Here is a 23379-nt window from a genome sequence, read left to right as displayed (position 1 = left end):
AACTGGACAAGGCCGCGAAGAGCGTCGGTCTATCCGGACACTCCGTTCGGCGCATAAGCCTTCGTCGGCGCCGTCGCCGCGCGGAGGTCGTCCTCCAGCATCCACAGCCGGTCCTGACCCCAGTGCGCCTCGTGGCCACTGACCCGGAAGGTCGGCGCGCCCCACAGGCCGGCCTCCAGCAGGGCGGCGCGGTTGGTCTCGACCCGGTCGCGCCAGCTGTCGTCGGCCAGGGCGGTCGCGATCTGGGCGTCGTTCAGGCCGGCGCGGCGGGCGGCGGCGTAGAGGCCGCCATCCTCGGCCAGGGCCAGACCGTCGGCGAAGGCGGCCTTCAGGCCCGACTCGGCGAATTCCTCGCCCAGGCCAAGGTCGATCGCGTGGTGCAGCACCGCCAACGCCCGTTCGGCCCCGGCCCCGACCGGATCGACGATCTTGCCGAACGGCAGGCCCAGGCGCTCGGCCTCGCGCTTGCAGTCCAGGGCGATGTAGAGGGTCTTGACGCGCGGTACGGCCAGGCCGCGCATGACCATCGGCAGGATGGGCCGCAGTTGCAGCTTCGCGCCATGGGCTCGGGCCAGTTGGCGGATGCGCGGCAGGACCAGCCAGGAATAGGGGCTGCGGAATGAGAACCAGGCCTCGATCGTCGCCGTGGACGCGCCGGGCGCCGCCAGCAGGGTCGGCTCCAGGGCCGGGGCCAATCGCGGGGTTCCGGGCTCGCGGTCCAGGCCGCGCGCCGCGAGGCGGGCCTCCAGGCAGCCCAGGCGATCGACACCCCAGAACCATTCGCCCTCGAAATGGAACATGCCGCCCAGATAGTGGCCCAACTGCGCGCGGCGCCGCTGGCTGAAGGCCAGGAGGTCGTCGCAGAGGTCCGTGTCCTGGCCGCTGGCCCAGGCTGCCATGCCGGCCAGAGTCTTGGTGTCACCCGACCACAGGGCCGCGCCGGCCGCCGGGGCCGTATCCTCGAACCGCTCGCGCTCGATCGCGTCGGCCAGCACCACCTGCAGCCGGCGCACATCCTCGGCCGAGGGCAGTTGGGCGTCGGCGGGGAAGCCGATGCCCCTGGCCCGCGCCAGGCGGGCGGCGTCGCGCAGGCCGTAGGCGCGCAGGCGCTCGCGGTCTGGCGCGGCCGAGTCCTCGGGCGGCGGGACCAGATAGGGATCGATCTCCACGCCATAGCGGGCGCGCAGGCGCGGCAGCATCTGCACGGCCAGGTGCGAATAGGGATCGTCGGCCTGGTGGAAATAGCGGACGGTCGGGCGCTCGCCGCGCAGGCGGGCGGAAACGGCGGCCAGATCGCGGGCCATCCGGCGGCGGGCCGGGCTGGTCAGGACGGTGGTCACGCTTCGCATGATGTGGGTGCGCAGAGACATGGCGACAGCCTCCCAACTGTCGGATGCATGACATCTAGCGGCACGATGAATGTCAATATATGCTCCGGCGAACGAATAAGAGGGAGGCGCGCATGAAGGCCTGGAAGCTGTTCACGGGGATCGTCGTGGTGCTGGTCGCGGCCGGCGTGGCGGCCTGGCATTTCCGCTTCGACCTGATCATCATGATCGCGCGCGCCAAGCAGCCGAAGATCGAGGCCAATCACGCGGTGACCTGGGCGCGAGGCCCGGTCGCGACGCCGGGCATGACTCAGGGCGGGCAGCGGCCGCCGAACGTGGTGTTCATCCTGGCCGACGACCTTGGCTACAACGACGTCACCCTGAACGGCGGCGGTGTCGCGAACGGGGCCGTGCCGACCCCGGCCATCGACTCGATCGCCCACCAGGGGGTCACCTTCGCCAACGGCTACAGCGGCAACGCCACTTGCGCCCCGTCGCGCGCGGCGATCATGACCGGCCGCTACGCCACCCGCTTCGGCTTTGAGTTCACGCCTACGCCCGTGGCCTTCTCGCGCGTCGTCGGCGGTCACGCGGGCGACCCGTTGCACCCCTCGCACTTCAACAAGGACGAGGTGAAGAACACGCCGAAGGACGACAACACCGAGGCCGTGCCCTCCACCGAGATCACCATCGCCGAGGCCCTGAAGACCCGCGGCTATCACACCGTTCACCTGGGCAAGTGGCACCTGGGCGGGGTCAAGGGCTCGCGGCCCGAGGACCAGGGCTTCGACGAGAGCCTGGGCTTCATGGCCGGCGCCTCGCTGTTCGCGCCGGTCGGCGACCCGTCGGTCGAGGAATCGCGGCAGGATTGGGATCCGATCGACAAGTTCCTGTGGGGCGCTCTGCCGTTCGCCGTGCAGTACAACGGTTCGAAGATGTTCCACCCGTCGACCTACATGACCGACTACCTGACGGACGAGGCGATCAAGTCGATCGACGCCAACAGGAACCGGCCGTTCTTCATGTACCTGGCCTACAACGCCGTCCACACGCCGCTGCAGGCGCCCAAGGCCGACTACGACGCCCTGCCGCAGATCAAGGATCATCGCCTGCGCGTCTACGGCGCCATGGTCCGCAACCTGGACCGCAACATCGGTCGGGTGCTGCAGGCGCTGAAGGACAAGGGCCTGGACGACAACACCCTGGTGATCTTCACCTCCGACAACGGCGGCGCCAACTATATCGGCCTTCCCGACATCAACCGGCCGTATCGCGGCTGGAAAGCGACCTTCTTCGAGGGGGGCATCCACGTGCCGTTCCTGCTGCGCTGGCCGGGGCAACTGCCTGCGGGCGCGGTCTATCGCAGCCCCGTGGGTCACGTGGACATCTTCGCCACCGCCGCCGGCGCGGCTGGCGCGACCCCGCCCAAGGACCGGACGATCGACGGCGTCGACCTTGTCCCCTTCGTGCAGGGCAAGGCCGCGGGCGACCCGCACAAAGCCATGTACTGGCGCTCGGGTCGCTACAAGACGGTGATGGCGGGCGGCTGGAAACTGCAGGTCGCTCAGGAGCCGAACAAGGTCTGGCTGTTCGACCTGAACACCGACCCGACCGAGCGCCACGACCTGTCCAGGACCCGGCCGGACAAGCTCAAGGAGATGCAGGCGACGCTGGCGCAACTGGATGGCCAGATGGTCAAGCCCGCCTGGCCCTCGCTAATCTCCGGCGCCTTCTATATCGACCATCCGGGCGGCCAGAAGGCCAAGGCGAGCGACGAGTACGTCTATTGGGACAATTGAGGGCGGTTCCTTTCCTCCTGCTCTTGGCGCTGGCGGGCTGCGGCAAGCCGGCGCCGAAGGCGTGCCTGACGGGCTTGCCCATCGCCGATCCCGCGCACCGGACGGCCGGCATGGTCCGGATCGCGGGCGGCGACTTCGCCATGGGCGCGGCGCCGATGCGGCCGGAAGAGGGGCCTCCACAGACAGTGAAGGTCGCGCCGTTCTGGATCGACCGCACGGAAGTGACCAACGCCGCCTTCGCGCGGTTCGTGGACGCCACGGGCTACCGCACCCTGGCCGAACGACCGCTCGATCCCGCGCGCTACGCCCAGCTGTCGGCGGCGCAGCGGCGTCCGGCTTCGCTCGTCTTCGTGGGGGCGAAGGGGGCGAGGTCGGACGATCCCGCGCAATGGTGGCGGGTGATCCCCGGCGCGGACTGGCGGCATCCGGAGGGACCGCGCTCGACGATCCGGGGCCGCGAAGCCTGGCCGGTGGTCCACATCGCCTGGGAGGACGCCATGGCCTACGCCCGATGGCTTGGCCGCGACCTGCCAACCGAGGCCGAATGGGAATACGCCGCGCGGGGCGGCCTGGTGGGCAAGCGCTACGTCTGGGGCGACCAGCCGCAGGACGCTGGACGCCCCCGCGCCAACACCTGGCAAGGCGTGTTCCCGGCCCTAGACCTGGGGACCGACGGCTACAAGGCCCAGGCCGCGTCCGTCGGCTGTTTCCCGCCCAACGGCTATGGCCTGGTCGATATGGCCGGCAATGTCTGGGAGTGGACCAAGGACTGGTTCAGGCCGGGCCTGGAGGTCGCCAGCGTCATCGAGGCCGGAGGCCCGCCCGAGATCCGCGCCCTCGACCCCAACGAGCCGAACACGCCCAAGCACGTGGTCAAGGGCGGTTCGTTCCTCTGCGCCGACGACTACTGCTTCCGATACCGCCCGGCGGCCCGCACGCCCGGACCGCCCGACGGCGGAGCCTCGCACGTCGGCTTTAGGACGGTTTACCGGGAACGCTAAAAGCCGGGAGCCGGCTTCGTGCGGATGTTCAACTGTCCGGCCAGGCCGGCCTTGCGGTGGTGCTCGATGGCGTGCATTTCCGGAGACAGAGCCATCTTCTGGAAGGCGGCCAAGGATGGGTATTCGGCCAGAGCGACCGCATCCCACATCTCCTCGACCTCGCCGATCATCAGGCCGGTGACCGGGCCGCTGTAGCGGATCTGGCCGCCCAGCGCCTTGACCAGCTTGGCCACCTCGACGCCGTAGCGGTTATAGGCTTCGCGCCCGCTCAACTCGGGCTCGGCGCCGTCCTCGTACTCGGCCTTGTCGCGGAACTTCAGCAGGTTGACCATCACGAACGGCCCGTCCTCGGGGCCGCCGAAGAACTCCTGGAACTGCTCGGGCGAGGGAAAGACCTGATTGACGACGTTCATTCGGCGATCTCCTTTTGGGCCAGGCTGGCGACCAGGCCATCGAGCAGGGCCGCGATTTCGCCGGGGCTGTCTTCCTGCACGAAGTGGCCGCCCTTCAGCGTCGTGTGAGCAACGGCCTTGGCGCCGGGCACACGAGACTGGAACACCGCCTCGCCGCCGCGGGTGATCGGGTCGGCGTCGCTGAAGGCGGTGATGAACGGCTTGTCGAACGTCTCCAGCACCGCCCAGGCGGCCTTGTTCTCGGCCACCGAGGCGTGCTCGGGCGTGATCGGCACCAGGGCCGGGAAGATCCGCGCGCCTTCCTTGTAGGTCTCGTCGGGGAAGGGGGCTTCATAGGCCGCGCGCTCGGCGTCGGAGAGATCGCGCGCCGTGCCGCCGTTGAGGATGAAGCCGATCGGCAGTTCGGGCGCGTTCTGGCTGAAGTTCAGCCAGGCCTCGAAGCCCTCGCTCTTGCCCGAGCCGACGGGCAGGCCGGTGTTGGAGACGACCACGGCGGCGAACCGTTCGGGGAAGGCCGCCACCAGGCGCAGGCCGATCAGCCCGCCCCAGTCCTGGCAGAACAGAACGATGTTGGTCAGGTCGTTGCGGACCAGCCACTCGCTCATCCAGGCCACGTGCCGCTCGTAGGTGTAGTCGGCGCGCGCGGCCGGCTTGTCCGAGCGGCCGAAGCCGATGAGATCGGGCGCGATCGCCCGGCGGCCGCGCGCCGACAGGTCGGCGATCACCTTGCGGTACAGATAGGCCCAAGACGGCTCGCCGTGCATCAGCAGGATCGGCTGCTGGTCGCTGGGGCCTTCGTCGACATGATGGATGCGCAGCGGCGTACCGTCGGCGTCGACCACCGACGTGTAGCGCGGCGCGTAGGGCCAGTCGACCAAGCCCTCGAACCGTTCGTCAGGCGTGCGCAACACGTCCATTCCGTTCTCCCTCGACACCGCTCTGCGGATTTCTATTGACACTATGAGTGCCATTATGGCGCTACTAGGTCAAGTTCTGGGAGGAACATATGCGCAAGGTTTGGATCGGGCTGGGCGCCGTGGCGGGTGTGGTCGCCATCGCCTTGGGTCTGGCGTGGCTGTTCCGCGAACACCTGGCCGAGACGGGCATGCGCAGGCTTTATGAAACGGCCCTGGCGACCGACCCGCTTGCCGAGCTGCCGGACGGCCTGCACGTCGGCCTCTGCGGCTCGGGCGCGCCGATGCCCGACCCGACGCGGGCGGGACCTTGCGTGGCGGTGGTGGCGGGCAGGGACCTGTTCGTCGTCGACTCCGGCTCGGGCTCGACCCGCAACCTGCTGCTGATGAACCTGCCGCCGCCCCGGCTGAGCGCCGCCTTCGTCACCCACTATCATTCCGACCACATCGCCGACCTGGGCGAGCTGATGCTGCAGCGCTGGGGCGGCGGGGCCGCGCACGCGCCGTTGCCGATCTACGGACCGCCGGGCCTGGATCAGGTGGTGAAGGGCTTCCAGGACGCCTACACCCTGGATCGCGGCTACCGCGTCGCTCACCATGGCGAAGCCGTCATGCCGCCCTCGGGCTTCGGCGCGGTCACGCACGTCTTCGCGGCCGATCCGAACGGCCCCGACGTGCTGGTGCTGGAAAAGCCGGGCCTGAAGGTCTGGGCCTTCCCGGTCAAGCACGACCCGGTCCATCCGGCCGTCGCCTATCGCTTCGAATACAAGGGCCGCACCGCCGTGATCAGCGGCGACACAGGGCCGTCGGAGCGGCTGGTCAAGGCGGCCAAGGGCGTCGACCTGCTGGTCCACGAGGGCCTGTCGCCGAACCTCGTGGCGATCCAGGCGGACGTGGCTAAGAAGGCCGGGCGGGACAACTACGCCCACATCTTCCACGACATCCTGGACTATCACACCGCGCCGGAGACGGTGGCCAGCGAGGCCAAGACGGCCGGGGTGAGGGAAGTGCTGTTCTACCACATCATCCCGCCGCTGCCGGTTCGGGCGCTTGAGGGGCCGTTCCTGGGCCGCGCGCGCGCGATCTTCGGCGGGCCGATGAAGGTGGGCCGCGACGGTGACTTCGCCAGCTTGCCGGCTGGCTCCACCGAGATCAAATGGTCCAACCGGCTCGACCTTCTGAAGCTTTAGGTGGTCGTCGGCGTTCCACGGGTCTAAGCAAGGGCCACGAATGGGAGAGCCCAGGGCCTTGAGTTCCGCCGCGCGTAATCTTCGTCCGGGAATCGACGCCGCGCCTGAAGTCGCGATCGATGGTCGCCGCAAGCGCTCGCAGGACAGCCGCGCCCGCATCGTCCAGGCCATGCTGGAGCTGGTGCGCGAAGGCAGCGTCTCGCCCTCAGCCGAACTGGTCGCCGCCCGCGCCGATGTCGGCCTTCGCACGGTCTTCCGCCACTTCAACGATCTGGACAGCCTCTATAGCGAGATGTCGGCGGTGATCACGACCGAGCTGATGGCCCTGGTCCACACGCCGTTCAAGGGCGAGAGCTGGCGCGAGCGGGTGCTGGAGCTGGTCGAGCGCCGCGGCTGGGCCTACGAGAAAATCGCCCCGTTCAAGCGCGCCTCCGAGGTTCATCGCCACCAGTCGCCGGCCCTGGCCGTCGACAACGCCAAGATGGTGCAGATCTCGCGCGATATTTTGCGCGCCCAGTTGCCGCCCGAACTCGCCAAGGACCGCGTGCGGTTCGAGGCCATGGACCTGCTGCTCAGCTTCGACGCCTGGCACCGGCTGCGCCGCGACCAGGACCTTTCGCCCAAGCGCGCCACCGAGGTGCTGCAGGGCGCTCTGGCCGGGCTGCTGGATGCGCCGATCGGGGACTGAAATGTCGGGTACGGAGGTAAAGCCGGTCGAGGCTGCTCAATTCCCCGACCGGCAGGTACGCCAGCCGTAAGGGGCGTGCTGGCGTCCTCCGTCTGGTAGACGTTCCCGCGGGGGCTCACCCTCAAGCCTGTCGTCGAAAAAATCGCTTCGTTGGAGCCGTCGCGTTCAAGCTTGTGGACGACCTGCTGCCATAGAGTGGCAGCAGCGCGAGGCTTACGCGGTTGTCATGGCGAGGGGGAACACCGAAGTTCTCGGAACGTTGTCGTCGACTGGGGCCTTGGCCCAGCGCCGCTTTAGCTCGCAGGAGACACCATGATCCCGGACGAAATGCCCGCCATGGATCTCGCCGACGCCTCGGCGGACGCCCTGATCGACCTCTATCGCCGCGTTCGCCGTCGCACCGAGGTTCTGGCCGCGCCGCTGTCGCCCGAGGACCAGTCGGCCCAGTCCATGCCCGACGCCAGCCCGACCAAGTGGCACCGGGGGCATACGACCTGGTTCTTCGAGACCTTCCTTCTGACGCCGTTCCTGCCGGGCTACGCCGTCCACGACCCGCGCTTCAACTACATCTTCAACTCGTATTACGAAGCCGCCGGTCCCAGGCAGCCAAGACCGCAACGCGGTCTGCTGACCCGGCCGTCGGCGCAGGAGGTCGGCGCCTATCGCGCCCATGTCGACGCGGCCATGGTCCGCCTGTTGGCCGGTCCTCTGACGCCCGAGATTCGCGAGCGGCTGGAGCTGGGCTTGAATCATGAGGAGCAGCATCAGGAGCTGATCCTGATGGACATCCTGCACCTGTTCGCCCAGTCGCCGCTCAGCCCGGCCTATCAGCCCGGCGCCGCGACCCCGCGTCCGGATCCGGGCCCGCAGCGTTTCCACCGCTTCGCCGGCGGTCTCGTCGAGATCGGGGCGCCTGAAAACGAAAAGGGCGCGGCGGGCTTCGCCTTCGACAACGAGCGGCCGCGCCACAAGACCTACGTCGCGCCGTTCCGCCTGTCTGACCGCCTGGTGACCAATGGCGAGTGGCTGGCCTTCATCGAGGCCGGCGGCTACGGCCGCGCCGAGCTGTGGCTCTCGGAGGGCTGGGCCAAGGTCAAAGAGGAAGGCTGGGAAGCCCCCGGCTACTGGCGGCGTGACCTGAGCGGCGGCTGGACCACCATGACCCTGCGCGGCCGTCATCCGGTCGACCCCAATGTTCCCGTCGTCCATGTCAGCTACTATGAGGCCGCCGCCTACGCCGCCTGGGCCGGCCGCCGCCTGCCGACCGAGGCCGAATGGGAAGCCGCCGCCACGGCCACCGGCGCCCCGTCGGCGCTCCGTCAGCTGTGCGGCGCGGCCTGGCAGTGGACCGCCAGCGCCTACAGCGCCTATCCGGGTTTCAAGCCAGGACCGGGTGCGCTGGGCGAATACAACGGCAAGTTCATGGTCAACCAGATGGTGCTGCGCGGGGGCTGCGAGGCCACGCCTCCCGGCCACTCGCGCTCGACCTATCGCAACTTCTTCCACCCTGGCAGCCGCTGGATGTTCGGCGGCGTGCGCCTGGCCGACGACGATCGTCTGGTCGAGGTGAAGCCGAGCGACAGGTTCCTGGAGGAGGTGGTCGGCGGCCTGTCGGCCGCGCCCAAGACCTTGTCGGCCAAGTACTTCTACGACGCCGAGGGCTCGCGCCTGTTCGAGGCGATCTGCGAACTGCCGGAATACTACCTGACCCGCACCGAGACAGCGCTGCTGCGCGAGATCGCGCCGGAGATCGCCGCCCGCATTCCCGATAACGCGGCGCTGGTCGAGTTCGGCAGCGGGGCCAGCACCAAGACCCGTATCGTTCTGGACGCCGCGCCGCAGATCGCCGTCTACGCGCCGATCGACATCAGCCCGTCCGCCCTGGACGAAGCCGCGGCCAGCCTGCGCCAGGACTATCCGAACCTGGCCGTCGCCCCCTTGGTCGAAGATTTCACCAAGGCCATTCAGCTGCCGGACGGCGCCAAGGGCCATACGCCCGTCGGCTTCTTTCCCGGATCGACGATCGGCAACTTCGCGCCCGATGAAGCCGAGGCCCTGCTGCGCCAGGCCCGCGCCCTGCTGGGCGAGGGCTCGCTGTTCATCGTCGGGGCGGACGTCGCCAAGGATCCGGCCGTGCTGATCCCGGCCTATGATGACGCCCAGGGCGTGACGGCGGCGTTCAACCGCAACGTTCTGGTCCACATCAACCGGGAGTTGGGCGGCGACTTCGATCCGGCCGCCTTCGCCCACAAGGCCGTGTGGAACGCTCGGGAAAGCCGTATCGAGATGCATCTGGAAAGCGTGCGCGACCAGATCGTCATGGTCGGCGACTATGGCTTCCGGTTCGCCGCCGGCGAGACCATCCACACCGAGAATTCGTACAAATACCCGTCCGAGGTCTTCGAGAGCATCGCCCGCCGCGCCGGCTGGACCGTGGCCCAGCGCTGGATCAGCAAGGACCCGACCTTCGCGGTCTATGCGCTGACCGCCTGACGGGAGATAGCGGCGCGCTGGTCCACACGCACGAAGACGCGCCGGCTCCGAGAGATCGGGACCGGCGCGTCAAGGTTGTTTGTTGATTAGCTTCTAAAGCGCGCGCTCGCCGGGGCGACCGCCGCGTGAAGAAGAACCGCCTTTTCGGCCGGCGTTGGCCGCCAGATCACGGTCCTTGGCGAAGCTGCGTTTTTCACTGGGCACGCTAGCTCCGCCCTTCCTGGCGATCTCACGGCGGCGTTCCGGGTCCATGGCGGCGAAACCGCGACGACCGCGGGGACGTTCGCTATCGGTGTCCATGTGGGGCTCCTAGTCTGGTCACAGGCGGCACGAGCAAGGATCAGGCGTCATAGGGACGGTCGTCCCCTGGATCGACCGGCGGCGAGGTTGGGGGCTCCTCGACGGGGACGACACCCGGCTCATACTCGGGCGGTTTGGGCTCGGGCGGGGGCGGGGCGTCTGGGTCGGTCACTGGCGTCGTCTCCTGCGCGTTCCGGTGAAGTAACCAGTGAAGACGCTTTCGGTTCACCGTGAGTTCGCACTAATTACGCCGCACAGGGACAAGCGCCCGTTCGAGGAGTCGCCGGAGAATGGCCCGTAAGACCAAACACATGGTCGGCCGCGTCGCGTCGCACTGGCGTCTAGCCGCCGCGCAGGGCGTCGGCGTCGCTGTGTGGCTGACGGCGAAATATTTGGGCGCGCCCCAGGCCGCGCACCTTCTTCTGGGTTGGGACGCCGCGGCGCTGGTCTATCTGCTGACCACGTGGACGCTGTTTCTGAAAGCCGACGAGGCCGAGGTGCGCTCGCGCGCCGCCCAGGAGGACGAGGGGGTTCCTGTTCTCCTGCTGATCGTCCTGGCCGCCATCGCCGCCAGCCTGTGGGCGGTGGTCGACGCCATGATCGCGGCCAAGCATGCCGGCAGCCATGCGCAGGCCTTCGTGACGGCCTGCGCCGGCGTGACCCTGGTGCTGTCGTGGCTGGTGCTGCAGTCGGCCTTCGTCCTGCACTACGCCCACCGCAATTTCGGCGACGGATCCGGCAAGCCGGGCATCGAGTTCCCCGGCGAACAGCCCACCGGCTACATGGACTTCGCCTATCTGGCCTTCAGCGTCGGAGCGACGTTCCAGGTGTCGGATAACAGCATCCTGACCTCGAAGCTGCGCAAGCTGGTGACCGCCCACGCGGCCGCCGCCTATTTCTACAACACCGCTATCCTGGCGCTGGGGATCAACATCATCGCCAGCCTGGTTGGCAGCTAGCCGCGGCGGCCGCCGCCCGGACCGCCTCGGCCGCCGCCGCGTCCGCCCATCGGGCCGCCCTTGCCGCCGCCCGGGCCCGCGCCGGGACGCGGGCCGCCCTGGACCGGCGTCTTGGGCAGTTCGGCCAGCTTCAGCAGGCCATCCTTGTCGGTGTCGAGCAGGGCGAAGCGGGTCCTGGCCGCCTTGGTCGCCTCGTCCTTGGTGATGCGGCGGTCGAAATTGCCATCGGCGGCCATCACCGGCTCGGGCTCGGCGATCAGGCCGAACAGCGAGGCCCCTTGCAGGACGTTCGTCCTTTGCGGACGGCGGCGGCTCGGCGACATGTCGTCGTCGCTCGGCGCTTCCTGGCCCTCGGCCACGCCCAGGCCGCGCGGGCCGCGCCGCATCCCGCCGGGGGCCGCGCCGCCGATGATCTCGGGCGCGATATTCTGCTCGTAGGCCGCCACCTCGAAGCCGTCGATGACGCCGTTGTGGTCGGCGTCGACCACCCCGAAGAAGCGCACCGCGTCGGCCACGAACTCGTCGCGGGTCAGGGCGCCGTCATGGTTGGCGTCGGCGCCGGCGAACCAGTCGGCGATCGGGTAGGGCGCGCCGGGCGGGGCGCGGAAGGGCTCGCCGGCCGGGCTGATGAACAGCTGCGGACCGGCCATCGGCGCGCCGCCGCCTTCGGCGGGCGGGCCGCGACGGCCTTCGGGACGTTCCGGCGGCGCGCTGGCGCAGGCGGCCAGGGTGGCGGCGAGGACGGCCGTCAGGCCAAGCGAGCGAAGCATCATCCGGCAAATCTCCATCCAGCCAAGCTTTGAAGCCCAGCCGGGTTGCCCGGTGATGTCAGACGCGGGCGCGGCCTTGCGGCGCCGCAACAAAGCCGTCCGTTTCCGCTGTATTTGCTACGCTGGAAGCCGCACGCTCGCCCGCAGGCCGCCGCCGGGGCGATTGGCCAGGATGACGTCGCCGCCGTGAGCGCGGGCCAGGGAGCGCACGACCGCCAGGCCCAGGCCGTTGCCGCCCGTCTCGCGATTGCGCGAGGGCTCGCCGCGATAGAAGGGCTCGAACACCCGCTCCAGCTCGCTGGCGGGGATGCCGGGGCCATCGTCATCGACCTCGATGATCGCCATCTGATCCTGGGTGTAGACCCGGCCGCGAGCCCTCACGCCGTACTTCAGCGCGTTCTCCACGAGGTTGGCGACCAGACGCTTGAGGGCCACCGGATCGCCCTCGATCACGGTCTTCTCGGTTCGCTCGACGATGGCGTCGCCGCCGGTCTCGGCGGCCTCGTCGATGACGCTCTCGACCAGGGAGGACAGCTCCAGCCGCGTGCGCTCGGCCGGGCGCTGGGTGTCGCGCACGAAGCCCAGGGTGGCGGCGATCATCGCTTCCATCTGGTCGATGTCGGCGGCCAGCTTGGGCCGGATGTCGTCGGGAACGGCCTCGATGCGGAACTTCAGGCGGGTCAGGGGCGTGCGCAGGTCATGGGCGATGGCCCCGACCATGGCGGTGCGGTCCTCGACATAGCGACGCAGGCGCTCCTGCATCATGTTGAAGGCCGTGGCGGCGGCGACCACCTCGCCCGAGCCGGAAATGCTCAGCGGCGGGGTGCGCGGGTCCTTGCCCAAGCGCTCGGCGGCGTCGGCGAAGGCGGTGATCGGTTGGGCCAGGCGGCGGGCGAACAGCCAGGCCAGCGGCGTCACGGCGATCACCGACAGCAGGAGGATCAGCAGCACCCGCTGCTGCCAGTTGTCGAAGCGAAAGGTCGGCTTGGGTTCGACCACCAGCCAGCGGCCATCGCTCTGGCGCACCCCCAGCTTGAAGTCGCCGAAGATCAGCGGCTCGTCGACGCCCTTGCCGCGCGCGCCGGGCGGACCACCGGGGGCTCCGGCGGCGGCGCCCTCGCGGGCGAACGGTTCGCGGGCGCTGGGACCACGAGGCGGGGCGTCGGGCTTGGGCGGCGTCACCGGCGTGCGGCGCACGAAGAAGCGCGGACCATTGTCGATCTGCAGCTCGATGCGGTTGACCGGCACGTCGACGGCGCGGCTGATGTCGGTCTTGAAGTCGACGCGGCGCGGGGTGTCTTGGCCCATCGGGTGCAGGGTGACGCGCTGCTTGACCACCAGCAGGCGGCCGTCGCGCGGCTGCACCGGCTGGCCGGTCTTCAGGGCGCGCGCGATCTCGCTGGACCGATAGAACTCCGGCGGCGGCGGCGGCAGGGTGAAGATGACCGCGATCGCGATCAGCTGGGCCGCCACCAGGGTGACGATCACCAGCCCCAGGGCCTGGACGAACAGCGGCGCGCCGCGCCGGAAGAGGGTCATGGGGTGCGGACGACCTTGGCGGTGAACATGTAGCCTTCGCTGCGGATCGTGCGGATCAACTCGCTGCCGCCGCCGTCGTCCAGCTTGCGGCGCAGGCGGCTGATCTGGACGTCTATGGCGCGGTCATAGGCGTCGCTGTCGCGGCCGCGCGCCAGGTCCAGCAACTGGTCGCGGGTCAGGACGCGCTGCGGACGCTCGACGAAGGCGCGCAGCAGCGAGAACTCGCCGCTGGACAGATTGACCACCACCGACTGCGGCGAGCGCAGCTCGCGGCGGACGAGGTCCAGGCGCCAGCCGGCGAACTCGCACGCCGCGCCCATGGCGTCGTCGACGGCGCGCGGCTCCTGGCGGCGGCGCAGCACGGCGCGGACGCGGGCCAGCAGCTCGCGCGGATTGCAAGGCTTGGGCAGATAGTCGTCGGCGCCGAGTTCCAGGCCGACGATGCGGTCGGTGTCCTCGCCCATGGCCGACAGCATGATGATCGCGGGGCCGTCGCTGGTCGAGGACAGGCGGCGGCAGATGGCCAGGCCGTCCTCGCCAGGCAGCATGATGTCCAGCACGATCAGGTCGATGGGACCGCGCGCCAGGACCTGCTCCATGGTGCGGGCGTCCTGGGCCGTCTCGACGGCGTAGCCATGGCGGCTGAGGAAATCGGAGACGACGTCGCGGATGCCGGGATCGTCGTCGACGATGAGGATGCGCGGCGCCGCCCCACGCTGGGCGTCGGCGTCGCTCTGGACGGTGCTTTGGACGTTTTCCATGCGATTTCCTGTCACGCCCCCGTCACGCTCAGATTTCACGCCTGAAACAGCGGCGCAACCCGGTCATGCGATCCAAAGTCGCACCGGCGGCGCGTCATCCCCCACCCGACGCGTCGACGGCCAGAGATCCGGCCCGTCCTCCCCCTTTTGAACGGGTCGGATCTCCCTCAGCCCGGAGAGTGGTTCTCAGGAGCCTGGTAGGCCCCGCCTTGGGCCTCCATGGCCGCCACCACCCGATCACCCACGAACGGATTGTTGCGCCGCTCGGCCCCGAAGGTCGACATCGGCCCATGGCCGGGCACGAACCTCACGTCCTCGCCCAGCGGCCAGAGCTTCTGGGTGATCGAATCGATCAGATCCTGGTGATTGCCCAGGGGGAAGTCGGTGCGGCCGATCGAGCCCTGGAACAGCACGTCGCCGACCTGGGCGAACTTGGTCTCGCGATGGAAGAACACCACGTGGCCGGGGGTGTGGCCGGGGCAGTGGAAGACCTCGAACGCGGTCTCGCCCAGGGTGACGGTGTCGCCGTCGTTCAGCCAGCGGTCGGTGACGAAGATCCGCGCCTCGGGCATGCCGTACTGCTCGCCGGACTGCTGGATGCGGTCGATCCAGAACTGGTCGTCCTTGTGCGGGCCCTCGATCGGAACGCCGGTGCGGGCCTTCAGCTCGGCCGCGCCGCCGGCGTGGTCCATGTGGCCGTGGGTGATCCAGATCTTCTCCAGGGTCAGCCCCTTGTCGGTGATGGCCTTGAGCAGGCGGTCGACCTCGCCGCCCGGATCGATGACGGCGGCCTTCATCGTCTTCGTGCACCAGACGATCGTGCAGTTCTGCTGCAGCGGCGTGACCGGGGCGATCACGGCGGCGATGGGCATGGGCGCCTGGTTCATCCGACTGGACTCCAAAACAAAAGGGCGGGAGCCGAAGCGCCCGCCCTCTCTGACCTAAAGCCTGGTGGCCGAAGATCAAGCGCGCCTGTTACTCGCGTTCTTCCTTCGAACCCGGAGCCGGAGCGCCCGGCATCGGGGGAACCGGACCGCCGGGGGCGTCCGAAGCCAGTTCCGGCACGTCCGTCAGGCCGCGGCCGACATGGCTCTTGCGGTAGCCATAGGCGAAATAGATCACCAGACCGATGGCGCCCCAGATCGGCAGAACCAGCATCGCTTCGGCCGGCAGGTTGAAGTACAGCGCCGCGCAGCCGACCATGGCCAGCGGGGCCACGACCCACACGAACGGGGTCTTGAACGGACGCGGACGGTTCGGATCCTTCACCCGCAGCACCATCACCGCGATCGCCACCATGAAGAAGGCGAACAGGGTGCCCGAGTTGGAGATGTCGGCCAGTTGGCCGACCGGGAAGAAGGCGGCGGCCAGGGCCACGAAGAGGCCGGTGGCGATCGTGACGATGTGCGGGGTCTTCCACTTGGGGTGGATGGTGGCCAGCTTCTCCGGCAGCAGGCCGTCGCGGGCCATGACGAAGAAGATGCGGGTCTGGCCGTAGATCATCATCAGGATGACCGAGGGCAGGGCCAGGTTGGCGGCCAGGCCGAGGGCGTTGCCGACGATCGGCCAGTTGATCTCGCGCAGGACGTGGGCCAGGGCCTCGTTCGAGCAGACCAGGCGGTTGGCGTTCTCGCTGAGGGCGCAAGCGGCCTGGAAGGCGGCCGAGCCAGGCTGGACGGCCGAACCGTCGGCGCCGAGCACCGGCTGAGCGCCGATCGCGCCGATCGCGCCGGCCGCGACCAGCAGATAGAAGACGGTGCAGATGGCCAGCGAACCGATCAGGCCGATCGGCACGTTGCGCTGCGGGTTCTTGGTCTCTTCGGCGGCGGTCGACACGGCGTCGAAGCCGACATAGGCGAAGAAGATCGAGGCGGCGGCGCCAACGACGCCCATGCCCGTCGTGCCGGCGGGGCCGAACCAGCCGTTCGGGGTGAACGGCGAGAAGTTGCCGGTCTTCACGGCCGGCAGGGTCAGGACCACGAACACGGTCAGGGCCGTGACCTTGATGGCCACCAGCACGGCGTTGACGCGGGCGCTTTCGGTGGTGCCGACGACCAGCAGGGCCGTCACGGCCAGGGCCACGACGATGGCCGGGATGTTGACGATGCCGACGCTGAAGTCCGCGGCGGGCATCCAGCCGTTCATCGACCAGGCGGGCCCCGACTTGAACAAGGCTGGCCACTGGAATCCAAACGCATGCTCGATCAGGCCCAGGAAGTAGCCGGACCAGCCGGCCGACACGGCCGACGCCGCGACGGCGTATTCGAGGATCAGCGCCCAGCCGACCATCCAGGCCAGCAGTTCGCCCATGACGGCGTAGGTGTAGGTATAGGCGGAGCCCGAGACCGGGACCATCGAGGCCAGTTCGGAATAGCAGAGCGCGGCGATGGCGCAGACGGCGCCGGCGATCACGAAGCTCCAAACCATGCCGGGGCCGGCCTTCTGGGCGGCGGCGGCGGTCAGAACGAAGATGCCCGTACCGATGATCGCGCCAACCCCAAGCAGCGTCAGCTGAACGGGACCAAGCGAGCGGTGAAGGGATTTTTTCTGAGCCGTCGCTAGGATCGCATCAAGCGATTTTACGCGCCACATAGTTCCTCCTGATAGGCAAGACTCCCCCCTGGGGTCGCCTTTAGAAAATTTTGCGGACCGTGACCCGTTTATGAGCATGGGGTCAAGGTCGGCCAGCGGATGCGCGTAAATGTTCTCCCAGGCCCTGGCTAGTCCAGCGCTGCTTGGCGGCGAGGGCGGCTGCGGCTAAAGCGGGCGCGATGTTGCCCATTTTCGAGGCCCTTCCGGCGCTGAAAGGCGCCCTCGCCGAACGGGAGACCGCCGTTCTCGTCGCGCCGCCGGGCGCGGGCAAGACCACGGCCGTGCCCTTGGCGCTGCTGGACGAGCCTTGGGTCCTGGGCCGCAAGATCATCGTCCTGGAGCCCCGCCGCCTAGCCGCCCGCGCCGCCGCCTCGCGCATGGCCGCGAACTTGAGCGAATCCGTCGGCGAGACGGTCGGCTTCCGGGTGCGTCTGCAGTCCAAGGTCTCGGGCCGGACGCGGATCGAGGTGGTCACCGAAGGCGTCTTTACCCGGATGATTCTCGACGACCCGGGCCTGGAGGGCGTCGCGGCCGTGCTGTTCGACGAGTTCCACGAGCGCAGCCTCGACGCCGACCTGGGGCTGGCCTTCGCGCGCGACGTCCAGAGCGTGCTGCGCGACGACCTGCGCCTGCTGGTCATGTCGGCGACCCTCGATGGGGCGCGGATCTCGGCTCTGCTGGGCGACGCGCCGGTGGTCGAGAGCCAGGGGCGGATGTTTCCGGTCGACACCCGGTATCTCGGCCGCGACGACCGTCAGCGCCTGGAAGAGCGGGTGGGCCGCGCCGTCGAACGGGCGCTGGCGGAAGAGACCGGCAGCGTCCTGGTTTTCCTGCCCGGACAGGGCGAGATCCGCCGCGCCGAGAGCTGGCTGAACGAGCGTCTGCGCCGACCGGATGTCGATGTCGCGCCGCTTTACGGCGCGCTGGAGCCGGCCGTGCAGGATCGCGCCATCGCCGCCGCGCCAGCGGGACGCCGCAAGGTGGTGCTGGCCACCTCGATCGCCGAGACCAGCCTGACCATCGAGGGTGTCCGGGTGGTCATCGACGCCGGCCTGGCCCGCGTGCCGCGCTATGATCCCGCCTCCGGCATCACCCGCCTGGACACTGTCCGCGTCAGCCGCGCCGCCGCCGACCAGCGCCGGGGCCGCGCCGGACGGACCGAGCCGGGCGTCTGCTACCGCCTTTGGGACGAGCCGGAGACCCGCGCCCTGCCGGCCTTCGCCCGGCCGGAGATCCTGGAGGCCGATCTCTCGCGCCTGGCTCTGGATCTTGCCCGCTGGGGCGCGCGCGATCCTTCGGGGCTCACCTTCCTGGACCCGCCGCCGCCCGCCGCCTTCGCCGAGGCGCGGACCCTGCTGACCCGGATCCAGGCGTTGGACGGCCAGGGAGACCTGACCGCTCACGGGAAGGCCTTGGCCGAGATGCCGCTGCCGCCGCGCCTGGCGCACATGGTGGTCCGCGCCGCCGCCTCGGGCCAGGCCCGGGAGGCCGCCGAGATCGCCGCCGTGCTGACCGAACAAGGCCTTGGTGGGAAAGACGTCGACCTCCGCCGTCGGCTGGAAAACCTGCACCGTGATCGCTCGCCGCGCGCCCGCGACGCCATGGCCCTGGTCGAGCGCTGGAGCCGCGCGGCCGGCCGGCCGTCAAAGGCGCCCGAACTGGAGATCGGCCTGATGCTGGCCGAGGCCTATCCCGAGCGGGTGGCCAAGGCGCGCGGCAAGCCGGGCGAGTTCCAGCTGGCCGGCGGACGCGGCGTCTATCTTGAGCCGACCGACCCGCTGGCGCGCGAGCCCTGGCTGGCCGTGGGCGAGCTGGGCGGCGGCGACAGCCGCGACCGAATCCTGCTGGCCGCCGCCGTCGACGAGGCCGACCTGCGCGAGACCTTCGCCGATCGTCTGGTCGCGGAAGACCGCCTGGAGACCGCCGGCGGCAAGGTGCGCGCAAAGCGTCTGCTGCGCCTGGGCCGGCTGGTGCTGGAAGAGCGGCTGATCGAGAATCCCGACCCGGCCCTAATCGCCGGCGCCCTGATGGATCAGGTCCGGGCCGACGGACTATCGGGCCTGCGGTTGGGGCAGGGCGTCGAGAGCTTCCGCAGTCGCGTGGCCTTCCTGCGCGCCCTGGACAGCGAGGCCTGGCCCGACCTGTCGGACGCCGCCCTGGTCGCCCGCCTCGACGAATGGCTGGCGCCGCTGCTGCACGGCCGCTCGTCGCTGGCCAGCCTGGACGAGAGCAGCCTGGACGGCGCGATCCGGTCGCTGGTCCCCTGGGACCTGCAGCAGAAGGTCGACCAGATGCTGCCGGCCCGCTTCAAGGCTCCGACCGGCACCACCGTGGCCATAGACTACGCCGCCGAGGCCGGCCCGCGCATCGACATCCGCGTGCAGGAGCTGTTCGGCCTGACCGAGCATCCCAGCATCGCCGGCGGCAAGGTGCCCCTGGTGCTGTCGCTGCTGTCGCCCGGCCACAAGCCGATACAGATCACCCGCGACCTGCCCGGCTTCTGGAAGGGCTCCTGGCGCGAGGTGAAGGTCGAGATGAAGGGCCGCTACCCCCGGCACGTCTGGCCGGATGATCCGGCTGCGGCCGCGCCGACGACGCGGGCGAAGCCGCGCGGGACTTAGCCCGTCACCGTGTAGATCATGATGCCCGTGGCCACCGACAGGTTCAGGCTGTCGGCGCGGCCGCGCATGGGGATCTTGACGTTGACGTCGCAGGCGGCGGCGAGTTCGGGCGGCAGGCCCTGCTGTTCGTTGCCCATCAGGATCAGCGACGGCTTCACGTAATCGGCGCTCTTGTGGTCGACTGTGGCGGTCAGCAGGGTGCCGACCACGCTGCCGGGCCAGGTCTCGCGCCAGGCCAGGAACTCGGGGATGGTGGCCTTGGCGATCTTCACGGCGAAGATCGAACCCATGGTCGCGCGCACGCCCTCGACCGAATAGGGATCGACGCAGTCGCCGACCAGGATCACCCCGCCACAGCCGGCCGCGTCGGCGGTGCGGATCACGGTGCCCAGGTTGCCCGGATCGCGGACGGCCTGCATGGCCACCCAGCACGGCGCGCTCTCGGGCACGATCGCCGACAACGGCGTGAAGATCTGCCTGAACACCGCCACCACGGCCTGGGGGTTGTCGCGGCGCGAGACCTTCTCGAGGATTTCCCGATTGACTTCAATGACTTCGCCGCCGGCCTTCAGGCAAGACGCGACGGCCTTCTTCAGCATGGGATGATCGGCGGCGTCGGGGCCGTACATGACGATCTTGGGTGCGTGGCCGCAGTCGATCGCCTCGATGACGATCTTCAGGCCTTCGGCCAGGAACAGGCCGCTTTCCTCGCGCTCCTTGCGCATGTGCAGGGCGCGGACGGCCTTGACGGTGGCGTTGGTCAGGGAGGTGACGGTCTTGACGCTCATGATCAACCTTCCGACGACCAGCGGGCGAAGAACGACAGGCCGATCTGGCGGTCGCCCTTTTCCTCGACCAAGGAAAGCTCGCCCCAGTCGATGACGCCGCCGCGGTCTTGCAGCTCCTGGGCCAGCAGGCCCGACATCGCCGCGCCCGAGACGCGAGCGGCATAGGCGTTCATCAGCAGGAATGAAGCATCGTCGCTGAGCAGGGCGGCGCAGTCCTTGGTCAGGGCGGCAAGGTCCTCGAACAGGCGCCAGACCTCGCCGTCTGCGCCGCGCCCGAACTTGGGCGGGTCCAGGATGATCCCGTCATATTTGTTGCCGCGCCGAACCTCGCGCGCCACGAACTTGCGGGCGTCCTCGACGATCCAGCGGATCGGCTTGTCGGCGAGGCCGGCGAAGGCGGCGTTCTCACGCGCGAAGCCGACCGACTTCTTGGACGCGTCGACATGGGTGACGGCCGCGCCGGCGGCGGCGCAGACCAGCGAGGCCACGCCAGTATAGCCGAACAGGTTCAGCACCTTGGGCTGGGGTCCTGAGCCCTTCACGAGCGCGCGAACGCGTTCGTCCTGCCAGGCCCAGTTGGCGGCCTGTTCGGGAAAGAAAGCCAGGTGCCGGAAGGGCGTGAACTGGCCGTGGAACTTCGCCTCGCCCCAGGCCAGGTCGAACTTCTCGATCGGCTTGCCCTTGAAGCGCCAGCGGCCGGCTTCGTCCTCGTCGGTGGGGTCGAAGACGGCGTCGGCGTTCTCCCAGACCTTGGCCGGCAGGCGTGGTTCCCAGAAACACTGCGGTTCGGGACGCACGACCGAGTAGCGGCCATAGCGCTCCAGCTTCTTGCCGTGACCGCTGTCCAGCAGGGCGTAGTCGGCCCAGCCGGTGGTGCGCATGACGATGGGGGCGGGAGCGATCTTCGGAGCCATCGCCCGCCCATACCGCCTTACGGCCCCAAAGGTCCAGTGTGGTGGGGGCCAGAATGGCCGCCGGAACGCGGGGCGTGCAGGGTCTTGTCCCAGCGGTGCGGCGCGGTGACGAACTGGTGGAGCGCCTTCATTCCCGCCAGGCTCTGCAATGGCCAGTAGAGCACCATGCCGAACAGATGCAGCGACTTGGGCCGCGCCCGCGTTCGCATGACCCCGCGCGCGCCGGCGATGGCGGATGCGCCCCAGCCCAGGGCGTAGAGCGTCAGGTCCGCCGATGCGATCGTGCAGCGCGCGTCCGGCCAGAAGTCGATCGCGGCCAGCACGACCATCGCGGCCATGATCGGTCCGTGCAGATGCGAGGACGCCACCGACTGGGCCAGGGTCAGCGCCAAGGCGATGGCGTTGCGCGGCTGGCCGGGGACGGGACCGCGCAGGCAGACGGCGATGGTCTGCATGTGCCCCTTGATCCACCGCGCCCGCTGCGGGAGCCATTGCCCCCAGGTGGTCGGCGCCGTCTCCCAGGTCGGCCGGTCGATCACGCCGAGCCGGTAACCGGCGGCGGCCAGGCGAAAGCCGATGTCCGCATCCTCGGTCACGTTGTACGGGTCCCATCCGCCCTGTTCGCGCAGGATGGCGGTCCTGAAGTGATTGCTGGTGCCGCCCAGCGGGAAGGGCAGGCCCCATTGAGCCAGGGCCGGCAACAACACTTCGAAGTGGGCGGCGTATTCCAGCCGGAACTGCGAGGGCAGGAACAGCGAAAAGCCCGGGTCCTCGATCCGCAGCGGGGCCTGAAGGCAGGCCAGGTTCGGATCCGATGCGGCGAAACGGGCGGCGGCTTCCCGAAGTTGGCCGGCGTCGGGCATGTCCTCGGCGTCGTAGATCACCACCAGTTCGCCCCGCGCCCGTTCCAGAGCGTGGTTGCAGGCGCGCGGTTTGGTCTGGGGCGTTCCGCGTGGGACGACCAGCACCTGGATGAACGCGGGCAGCGGCAGGGCCCGGACCGCCGCCAGGGTCAGGTCGTCGTCGGCTTCCAGCACGATCAGCGCCTGCAGCCGGTCACGCGGATAGTCCAGCGCCTGAAGGCTCTGGACCAGTTCGACGACCACCTCGGCCTCGCGATAGAGCGGGCAGATGATCGTGTAGGTCGGCAGGTCCGCGTCGGCCAGCGGCGGCGCGAGCGTCGGCGCCAACGGCGTGCAGGCCGCCGCCAGACGGGTCAGGGCGCCCAGCAGGAAGACGGCGAAGAACAGATGATGCACGATCATCATCGCGCCGGTCGGGTTCAGCGCCACGCCGATCGCCGCCAGCAGACCAGCCAGGCCGACGCCGGCCGCTTGGCCCCGGGAAAGCGTCTGGTGCGCGCCATCGCGCCCGATCAGCGCGGTGTTCGCCTGTTCGATCCATTCGACGGACACAGGTCCGCACGCCGGCGCGAGCGCCGGTTCAAGCCGTCTGTCTTCGCGCGCCATGGATACCCCTGGATACGCCGGTCGCCCCAACGGCGCAGATAAACGAATCTCAACCTTAAAGTGTCAAATGCTAAAAATGCTCGTTTTGAGATATTGTCTCGCGCGCGCGAGGCGGGTTTCTCCTTCCACGCACGTTCTTGCGACGGCTGGGTGATTCCCGTTTAGTGTCGGTCGGGGGAAACGCAGGGAAAGCCAAGTCCGTGACGGTCGTTCTGAAGAAGCCTCACAAGTCCGCCCGAAAGCCCAAGGGTGACGGGCACTTGCGTCGGGGCGAGATCCTGGCGGCGGCCGAGAGGATCTTCATCGCCGAGGGATACTCCGGCGCGACGATCCGCAAGATCGCCGACGCCGTGGGGGTGTCGTCCACGGCGCTCTACATGCACTTCCGCGACAAGGACCAGATCCTGATGGAGATCAGCAACGACGCCATCGAGCGTCTGCTGGAGCTCAATACGGAGATCGCGGCCCAGCCGATCGATCCGGTCTCGCGCGTGCGGGTCATGCTGGAGGCGTACATGAAGTTCGCCCTCGACAACCCCAACACCTATCAACTGGTGTTCTGCGGGACCGGTGAGCACGTCTCGCCAGACAAGATCGCCGACGTGCTGGCGCTGGGCGACCGCTGCTTCGAGAAGTTCAGCGAGCCGGTGCACCAGATCGCCGCCCAGGGCCGCCTGCGCTCGGGCTCGGCGGTGCAGGCCGCCGAGGTGTTGTGGAGCGGCTGCCACGGCCTGGTGTCGCTGTTGATCACCAAGCCCTCGCGCGGTTGGTCCGACGCCGACGCGCTGATGACGATCATGCTGGATGGCCTGCTGTACGGCCTGGTGACGGACTGATTTC

At 69.2% G+C, this 23379-nt stretch carries 21 protein-coding genes; 8 read left to right on the top strand and 13 right to left on the bottom strand.

Annotation, left to right across the window (positions count from 1 at the left end; genetic code table 11):
* Window positions 1-29: 29 nt before the first annotated feature.
* Complete coding sequence (locus AC1RJ9_RS19725; protein ID WP_492839602.1) at window positions 30-1370, bottom strand: 2-hydroxychromene-2-carboxylate isomerase; 1341 nt, start codon at window positions 1368-1370, stop codon at window positions 30-32.
* A 92-nt stretch (window positions 1371-1462) separates the two neighbouring features.
* Between AC1RJ9_RS19725 and AC1RJ9_RS19720 the strand changes: the two genes are divergently transcribed.
* The gene (locus AC1RJ9_RS19720) at window positions 1463-3127 is read left to right on the top strand and encodes a sulfatase-like hydrolase/transferase (protein ID WP_492839603.1); all 1665 of its coding nucleotides are present in this window, start codon (window positions 1463-1465) and stop codon (window positions 3125-3127) included.
* A complete protein-coding gene (locus AC1RJ9_RS19715) occupies window positions 3115-4128 on the top strand; it encodes a formylglycine-generating enzyme family protein (protein ID WP_492839605.1) in 1014 nt (337 codons plus the stop codon). Before AC1RJ9_RS19720 ends, AC1RJ9_RS19715 begins: the two co-directional genes overlap by 13 nt.
* Here AC1RJ9_RS19715 and AC1RJ9_RS19710 read toward each other — a convergent pair.
* Both AC1RJ9_RS19710 and AC1RJ9_RS19705 read right to left on the bottom strand, forming a co-directional pair.
* Window positions 4125-4541, bottom strand: coding sequence for a DUF1330 domain-containing protein (locus AC1RJ9_RS19710; protein WP_492839607.1), 417 nt, complete (start codon window positions 4539-4541; stop codon window positions 4125-4127). The genes AC1RJ9_RS19715 and AC1RJ9_RS19710 overlap by 4 nt on opposite strands.
* Entirely contained in the window at window positions 4538-5458 is a 921-nt protein-coding gene (locus AC1RJ9_RS19705) for a haloalkane dehalogenase (protein ID WP_492839608.1), read from the bottom strand. The genes AC1RJ9_RS19710 and AC1RJ9_RS19705 overlap by 4 nt, the downstream gene beginning before the upstream one ends.
* An 89-nt stretch (window positions 5459-5547) precedes the next feature.
* Between AC1RJ9_RS19705 and AC1RJ9_RS19700 the strand changes: the two genes are divergently transcribed.
* From AC1RJ9_RS19700 to egtB, 3 genes are all read left to right on the top strand, one after another.
* Window positions 5548-6645 (top strand): MBL fold metallo-hydrolase, encoded by a 1098-nt coding sequence (locus AC1RJ9_RS19700; protein WP_492839609.1) that lies wholly within the window; start codon window positions 5548-5550, stop codon window positions 6643-6645.
* 58 nt (window positions 6646-6703) lie between these two features.
* Window positions 6704-7333 carry a TetR/AcrR family transcriptional regulator gene (locus tag AC1RJ9_RS19695; RefSeq protein ID WP_492839610.1) on the top strand — a complete coding sequence of 210 codons (630 nt, stop codon included), beginning with the start codon at window positions 6704-6706 and terminating at the stop codon, window positions 7331-7333.
* Window positions 7334-7645: 312 nt separating this feature from the next.
* Window positions 7646-9826: an ergothioneine biosynthesis protein EgtB gene (gene egtB / locus AC1RJ9_RS19690; protein WP_492839611.1), complete on the top strand. Its 2181-nt coding sequence runs from the start codon at window positions 7646-7648 to the stop codon at window positions 9824-9826.
* A 93-nt stretch (window positions 9827-9919) separates the two neighbouring features.
* Here egtB and AC1RJ9_RS19685 read toward each other — a convergent pair whose 3' ends face one another.
* Together AC1RJ9_RS19685 and AC1RJ9_RS19680 are read right to left on the bottom strand one after the other, a co-directional pair.
* Window positions 9920-10126 carry a con-10 family general stress protein gene (locus tag AC1RJ9_RS19685; RefSeq protein WP_047413350.1) on the bottom strand — a complete coding sequence of 69 codons (207 nt, stop codon included), beginning with the start codon at window positions 10124-10126 and terminating at the stop codon, window positions 9920-9922.
* A gap of 40 nt (window positions 10127-10166) precedes the next feature.
* Window positions 10167-10298 carry a hypothetical protein gene (locus AC1RJ9_RS19680; RefSeq protein ID WP_125157400.1) on the bottom strand — a complete coding sequence of 44 codons (132 nt, stop codon included), beginning with the start codon at window positions 10296-10298 and terminating at the stop codon, window positions 10167-10169.
* Window positions 10299-10416: 118 nt separating this feature from the next.
* Between AC1RJ9_RS19680 and AC1RJ9_RS19675 the strand changes: the two genes are divergently transcribed.
* Entirely contained in the window at window positions 10417-11085 is a 669-nt protein-coding gene (locus AC1RJ9_RS19675) for a DUF1345 domain-containing protein (protein WP_492839612.1), read from the top strand.
* Here the strand turns inward: AC1RJ9_RS19675 and AC1RJ9_RS19670 are convergent.
* The 5 genes from AC1RJ9_RS19670 to AC1RJ9_RS19650 form a co-directional block, all read right to left on the bottom strand.
* Window positions 11082-11858, bottom strand: coding sequence for an EF-hand domain-containing protein (locus tag AC1RJ9_RS19670; protein ID WP_492839613.1), 777 nt, complete (start codon window positions 11856-11858; stop codon window positions 11082-11084). The genes AC1RJ9_RS19675 and AC1RJ9_RS19670 overlap by 4 nt on opposite strands.
* A gap of 114 nt (window positions 11859-11972) precedes the next feature.
* Window positions 11973-13394, bottom strand: coding sequence for an ATP-binding protein (locus AC1RJ9_RS19665; protein ID WP_492839614.1), 1422 nt, complete (start codon window positions 13392-13394; stop codon window positions 11973-11975).
* Window positions 13391-14155, bottom strand: a complete 765-nt coding sequence (locus AC1RJ9_RS19660) for a response regulator (RefSeq protein ID WP_492839615.1) — start codon at window positions 14153-14155, stop codon at window positions 13391-13393. Before AC1RJ9_RS19660 ends, AC1RJ9_RS19665 begins: the two co-directional genes overlap by 4 nt.
* A gap of 167 nt (window positions 14156-14322) precedes the next feature.
* Entirely contained in the window at window positions 14323-15042 is a 720-nt protein-coding gene (locus AC1RJ9_RS19655; RefSeq protein ID WP_492839616.1) for an MBL fold metallo-hydrolase, read from the bottom strand.
* Between the two features lie 88 nt (window positions 15043-15130).
* Window positions 15131-16747, bottom strand: coding sequence for an amino acid permease (locus AC1RJ9_RS19650; protein WP_492839617.1), 1617 nt, complete (start codon window positions 16745-16747; stop codon window positions 15131-15133).
* 179 nt (window positions 16748-16926) lie between these two features.
* On the opposite strand from AC1RJ9_RS19650, the gene hrpB reads away from it, so the two are divergent.
* Window positions 16927-19368 carry an ATP-dependent helicase HrpB gene (gene hrpB / locus AC1RJ9_RS19645; RefSeq protein WP_492839618.1) on the top strand — a complete coding sequence of 814 codons (2442 nt, stop codon included), beginning with the start codon at window positions 16927-16929 and terminating at the stop codon, window positions 19366-19368.
* On the opposite strand, the gene AC1RJ9_RS19640 is transcribed toward hrpB, so the two are convergent.
* Genes AC1RJ9_RS19640 through AC1RJ9_RS19630 form a run of 3 tightly spaced genes read right to left on the bottom strand, consistent with a single transcriptional unit; the run spans window position 19365 to window position 22539 of the window.
* Window positions 19365-20156 carry a TrmH family RNA methyltransferase gene (locus AC1RJ9_RS19640; RefSeq protein ID WP_492839619.1) on the bottom strand — a complete coding sequence of 264 codons (792 nt, stop codon included), beginning with the start codon at window positions 20154-20156 and terminating at the stop codon, window positions 19365-19367. The two genes, hrpB and AC1RJ9_RS19640, sit on opposite strands and share 4 nt — an antisense overlap.
* Before the next feature lie 2 nt (window positions 20157-20158).
* Complete coding sequence (locus AC1RJ9_RS19635; RefSeq protein WP_492839620.1) at window positions 20159-21070, bottom strand: RsmD family RNA methyltransferase; 912 nt, start codon at window positions 21068-21070, stop codon at window positions 20159-20161.
* A gap of 17 nt (window positions 21071-21087) precedes the next feature.
* Window positions 21088-22539, bottom strand: a complete 1452-nt coding sequence (locus tag AC1RJ9_RS19630; RefSeq protein WP_492839621.1) for a glycosyltransferase — start codon at window positions 22537-22539, stop codon at window positions 21088-21090.
* Window positions 22540-22739: 200 nt separating this feature from the next.
* Here AC1RJ9_RS19630 and AC1RJ9_RS19625 point away from each other — a divergent pair, with 200 nt between their 5' ends.
* Window positions 22740-23375: a TetR/AcrR family transcriptional regulator gene (locus AC1RJ9_RS19625; RefSeq protein ID WP_492839622.1), complete on the top strand. Its 636-nt coding sequence runs from the start codon at window positions 22740-22742 to the stop codon at window positions 23373-23375.
* The last annotated feature ends 4 nt before the right edge of the window (window positions 23376-23379 follow it).

This window comes from Caulobacter sp. GW822-FHT07D08 (genome assembly GCF_058798735.1).
Note: the sequence above shows the minus strand (reverse complement) of the source record. Positions and strands in the feature narration are given on the sequence as shown.

What these genes read in the sequence shown, in the direction of transcription:
- AC1RJ9_RS19720 (WP_492839603.1), top strand. Translation starts at nt 1,463, where the DNA reads ATGAAGGCCTGGAAGCTGTTCACGGGGATCGTCGTGGTGCTGGTCGCG.
- AC1RJ9_RS19705 (WP_492839608.1), bottom strand. Translation starts at nt 5,458, where the DNA reads ATGGACGTGTTGCGCACGCCTGACGAACGGTTCGAGGGCTTGGTCGAC.
- AC1RJ9_RS19710 (WP_492839607.1), bottom strand. Translation starts at nt 4,541, where the DNA reads ATGAACGTCGTCAATCAGGTCTTTCCCTCGCCCGAGCAGTTCCAGGAG.
- AC1RJ9_RS19660 (WP_492839615.1), bottom strand. Translation starts at nt 14,155, where the DNA reads ATGGAAAACGTCCAAAGCACCGTCCAGAGCGACGCCGACGCCCAGCGT.
- AC1RJ9_RS19685 (WP_047413350.1), bottom strand. Translation starts at nt 10,126, where the DNA reads ATGGACACCGATAGCGAACGTCCCCGCGGTCGTCGCGGTTTCGCCGCC.
- egtB (WP_492839611.1), top strand. Translation starts at nt 7,646, where the DNA reads ATGATCCCGGACGAAATGCCCGCCATGGATCTCGCCGACGCCTCGGCG.
- AC1RJ9_RS19635 (WP_492839620.1), bottom strand. Translation starts at nt 21,070, where the DNA reads ATGGCTCCGAAGATCGCTCCCGCCCCCATCGTCATGCGCACCACCGGC.
- AC1RJ9_RS19655 (WP_492839616.1), bottom strand. Translation starts at nt 15,042, where the DNA reads ATGAACCAGGCGCCCATGCCCATCGCCGCCGTGATCGCCCCGGTCACG.
- AC1RJ9_RS19675 (WP_492839612.1), top strand. Translation starts at nt 10,417, where the DNA reads ATGGCCCGTAAGACCAAACACATGGTCGGCCGCGTCGCGTCGCACTGG.
- AC1RJ9_RS19630 (WP_492839621.1), bottom strand. Translation starts at nt 22,539, where the DNA reads ATGGCGCGCGAAGACAGACGGCTTGAACCGGCGCTCGCGCCGGCGTGC.
- AC1RJ9_RS19670 (WP_492839613.1), bottom strand. Translation starts at nt 11,858, where the DNA reads ATGATGCTTCGCTCGCTTGGCCTGACGGCCGTCCTCGCCGCCACCCTG.
- AC1RJ9_RS19700 (WP_492839609.1), top strand. Translation starts at nt 5,548, where the DNA reads ATGCGCAAGGTTTGGATCGGGCTGGGCGCCGTGGCGGGTGTGGTCGCC.
- AC1RJ9_RS19665 (WP_492839614.1), bottom strand. Translation starts at nt 13,394, where the DNA reads ATGACCCTCTTCCGGCGCGGCGCGCCGCTGTTCGTCCAGGCCCTGGGG.
- AC1RJ9_RS19640 (WP_492839619.1), bottom strand. Translation starts at nt 20,156, where the DNA reads ATGAGCGTCAAGACCGTCACCTCCCTGACCAACGCCACCGTCAAGGCC.
- AC1RJ9_RS19725 (WP_492839602.1), bottom strand. Translation starts at nt 1,370, where the DNA reads ATGTCTCTGCGCACCCACATCATGCGAAGCGTGACCACCGTCCTGACC.
- hrpB (WP_492839618.1), top strand. Translation starts at nt 16,927, where the DNA reads ATGTTGCCCATTTTCGAGGCCCTTCCGGCGCTGAAAGGCGCCCTCGCC.
- AC1RJ9_RS19650 (WP_492839617.1), bottom strand. Translation starts at nt 16,747, where the DNA reads ATGTGGCGCGTAAAATCGCTTGATGCGATCCTAGCGACGGCTCAGAAA.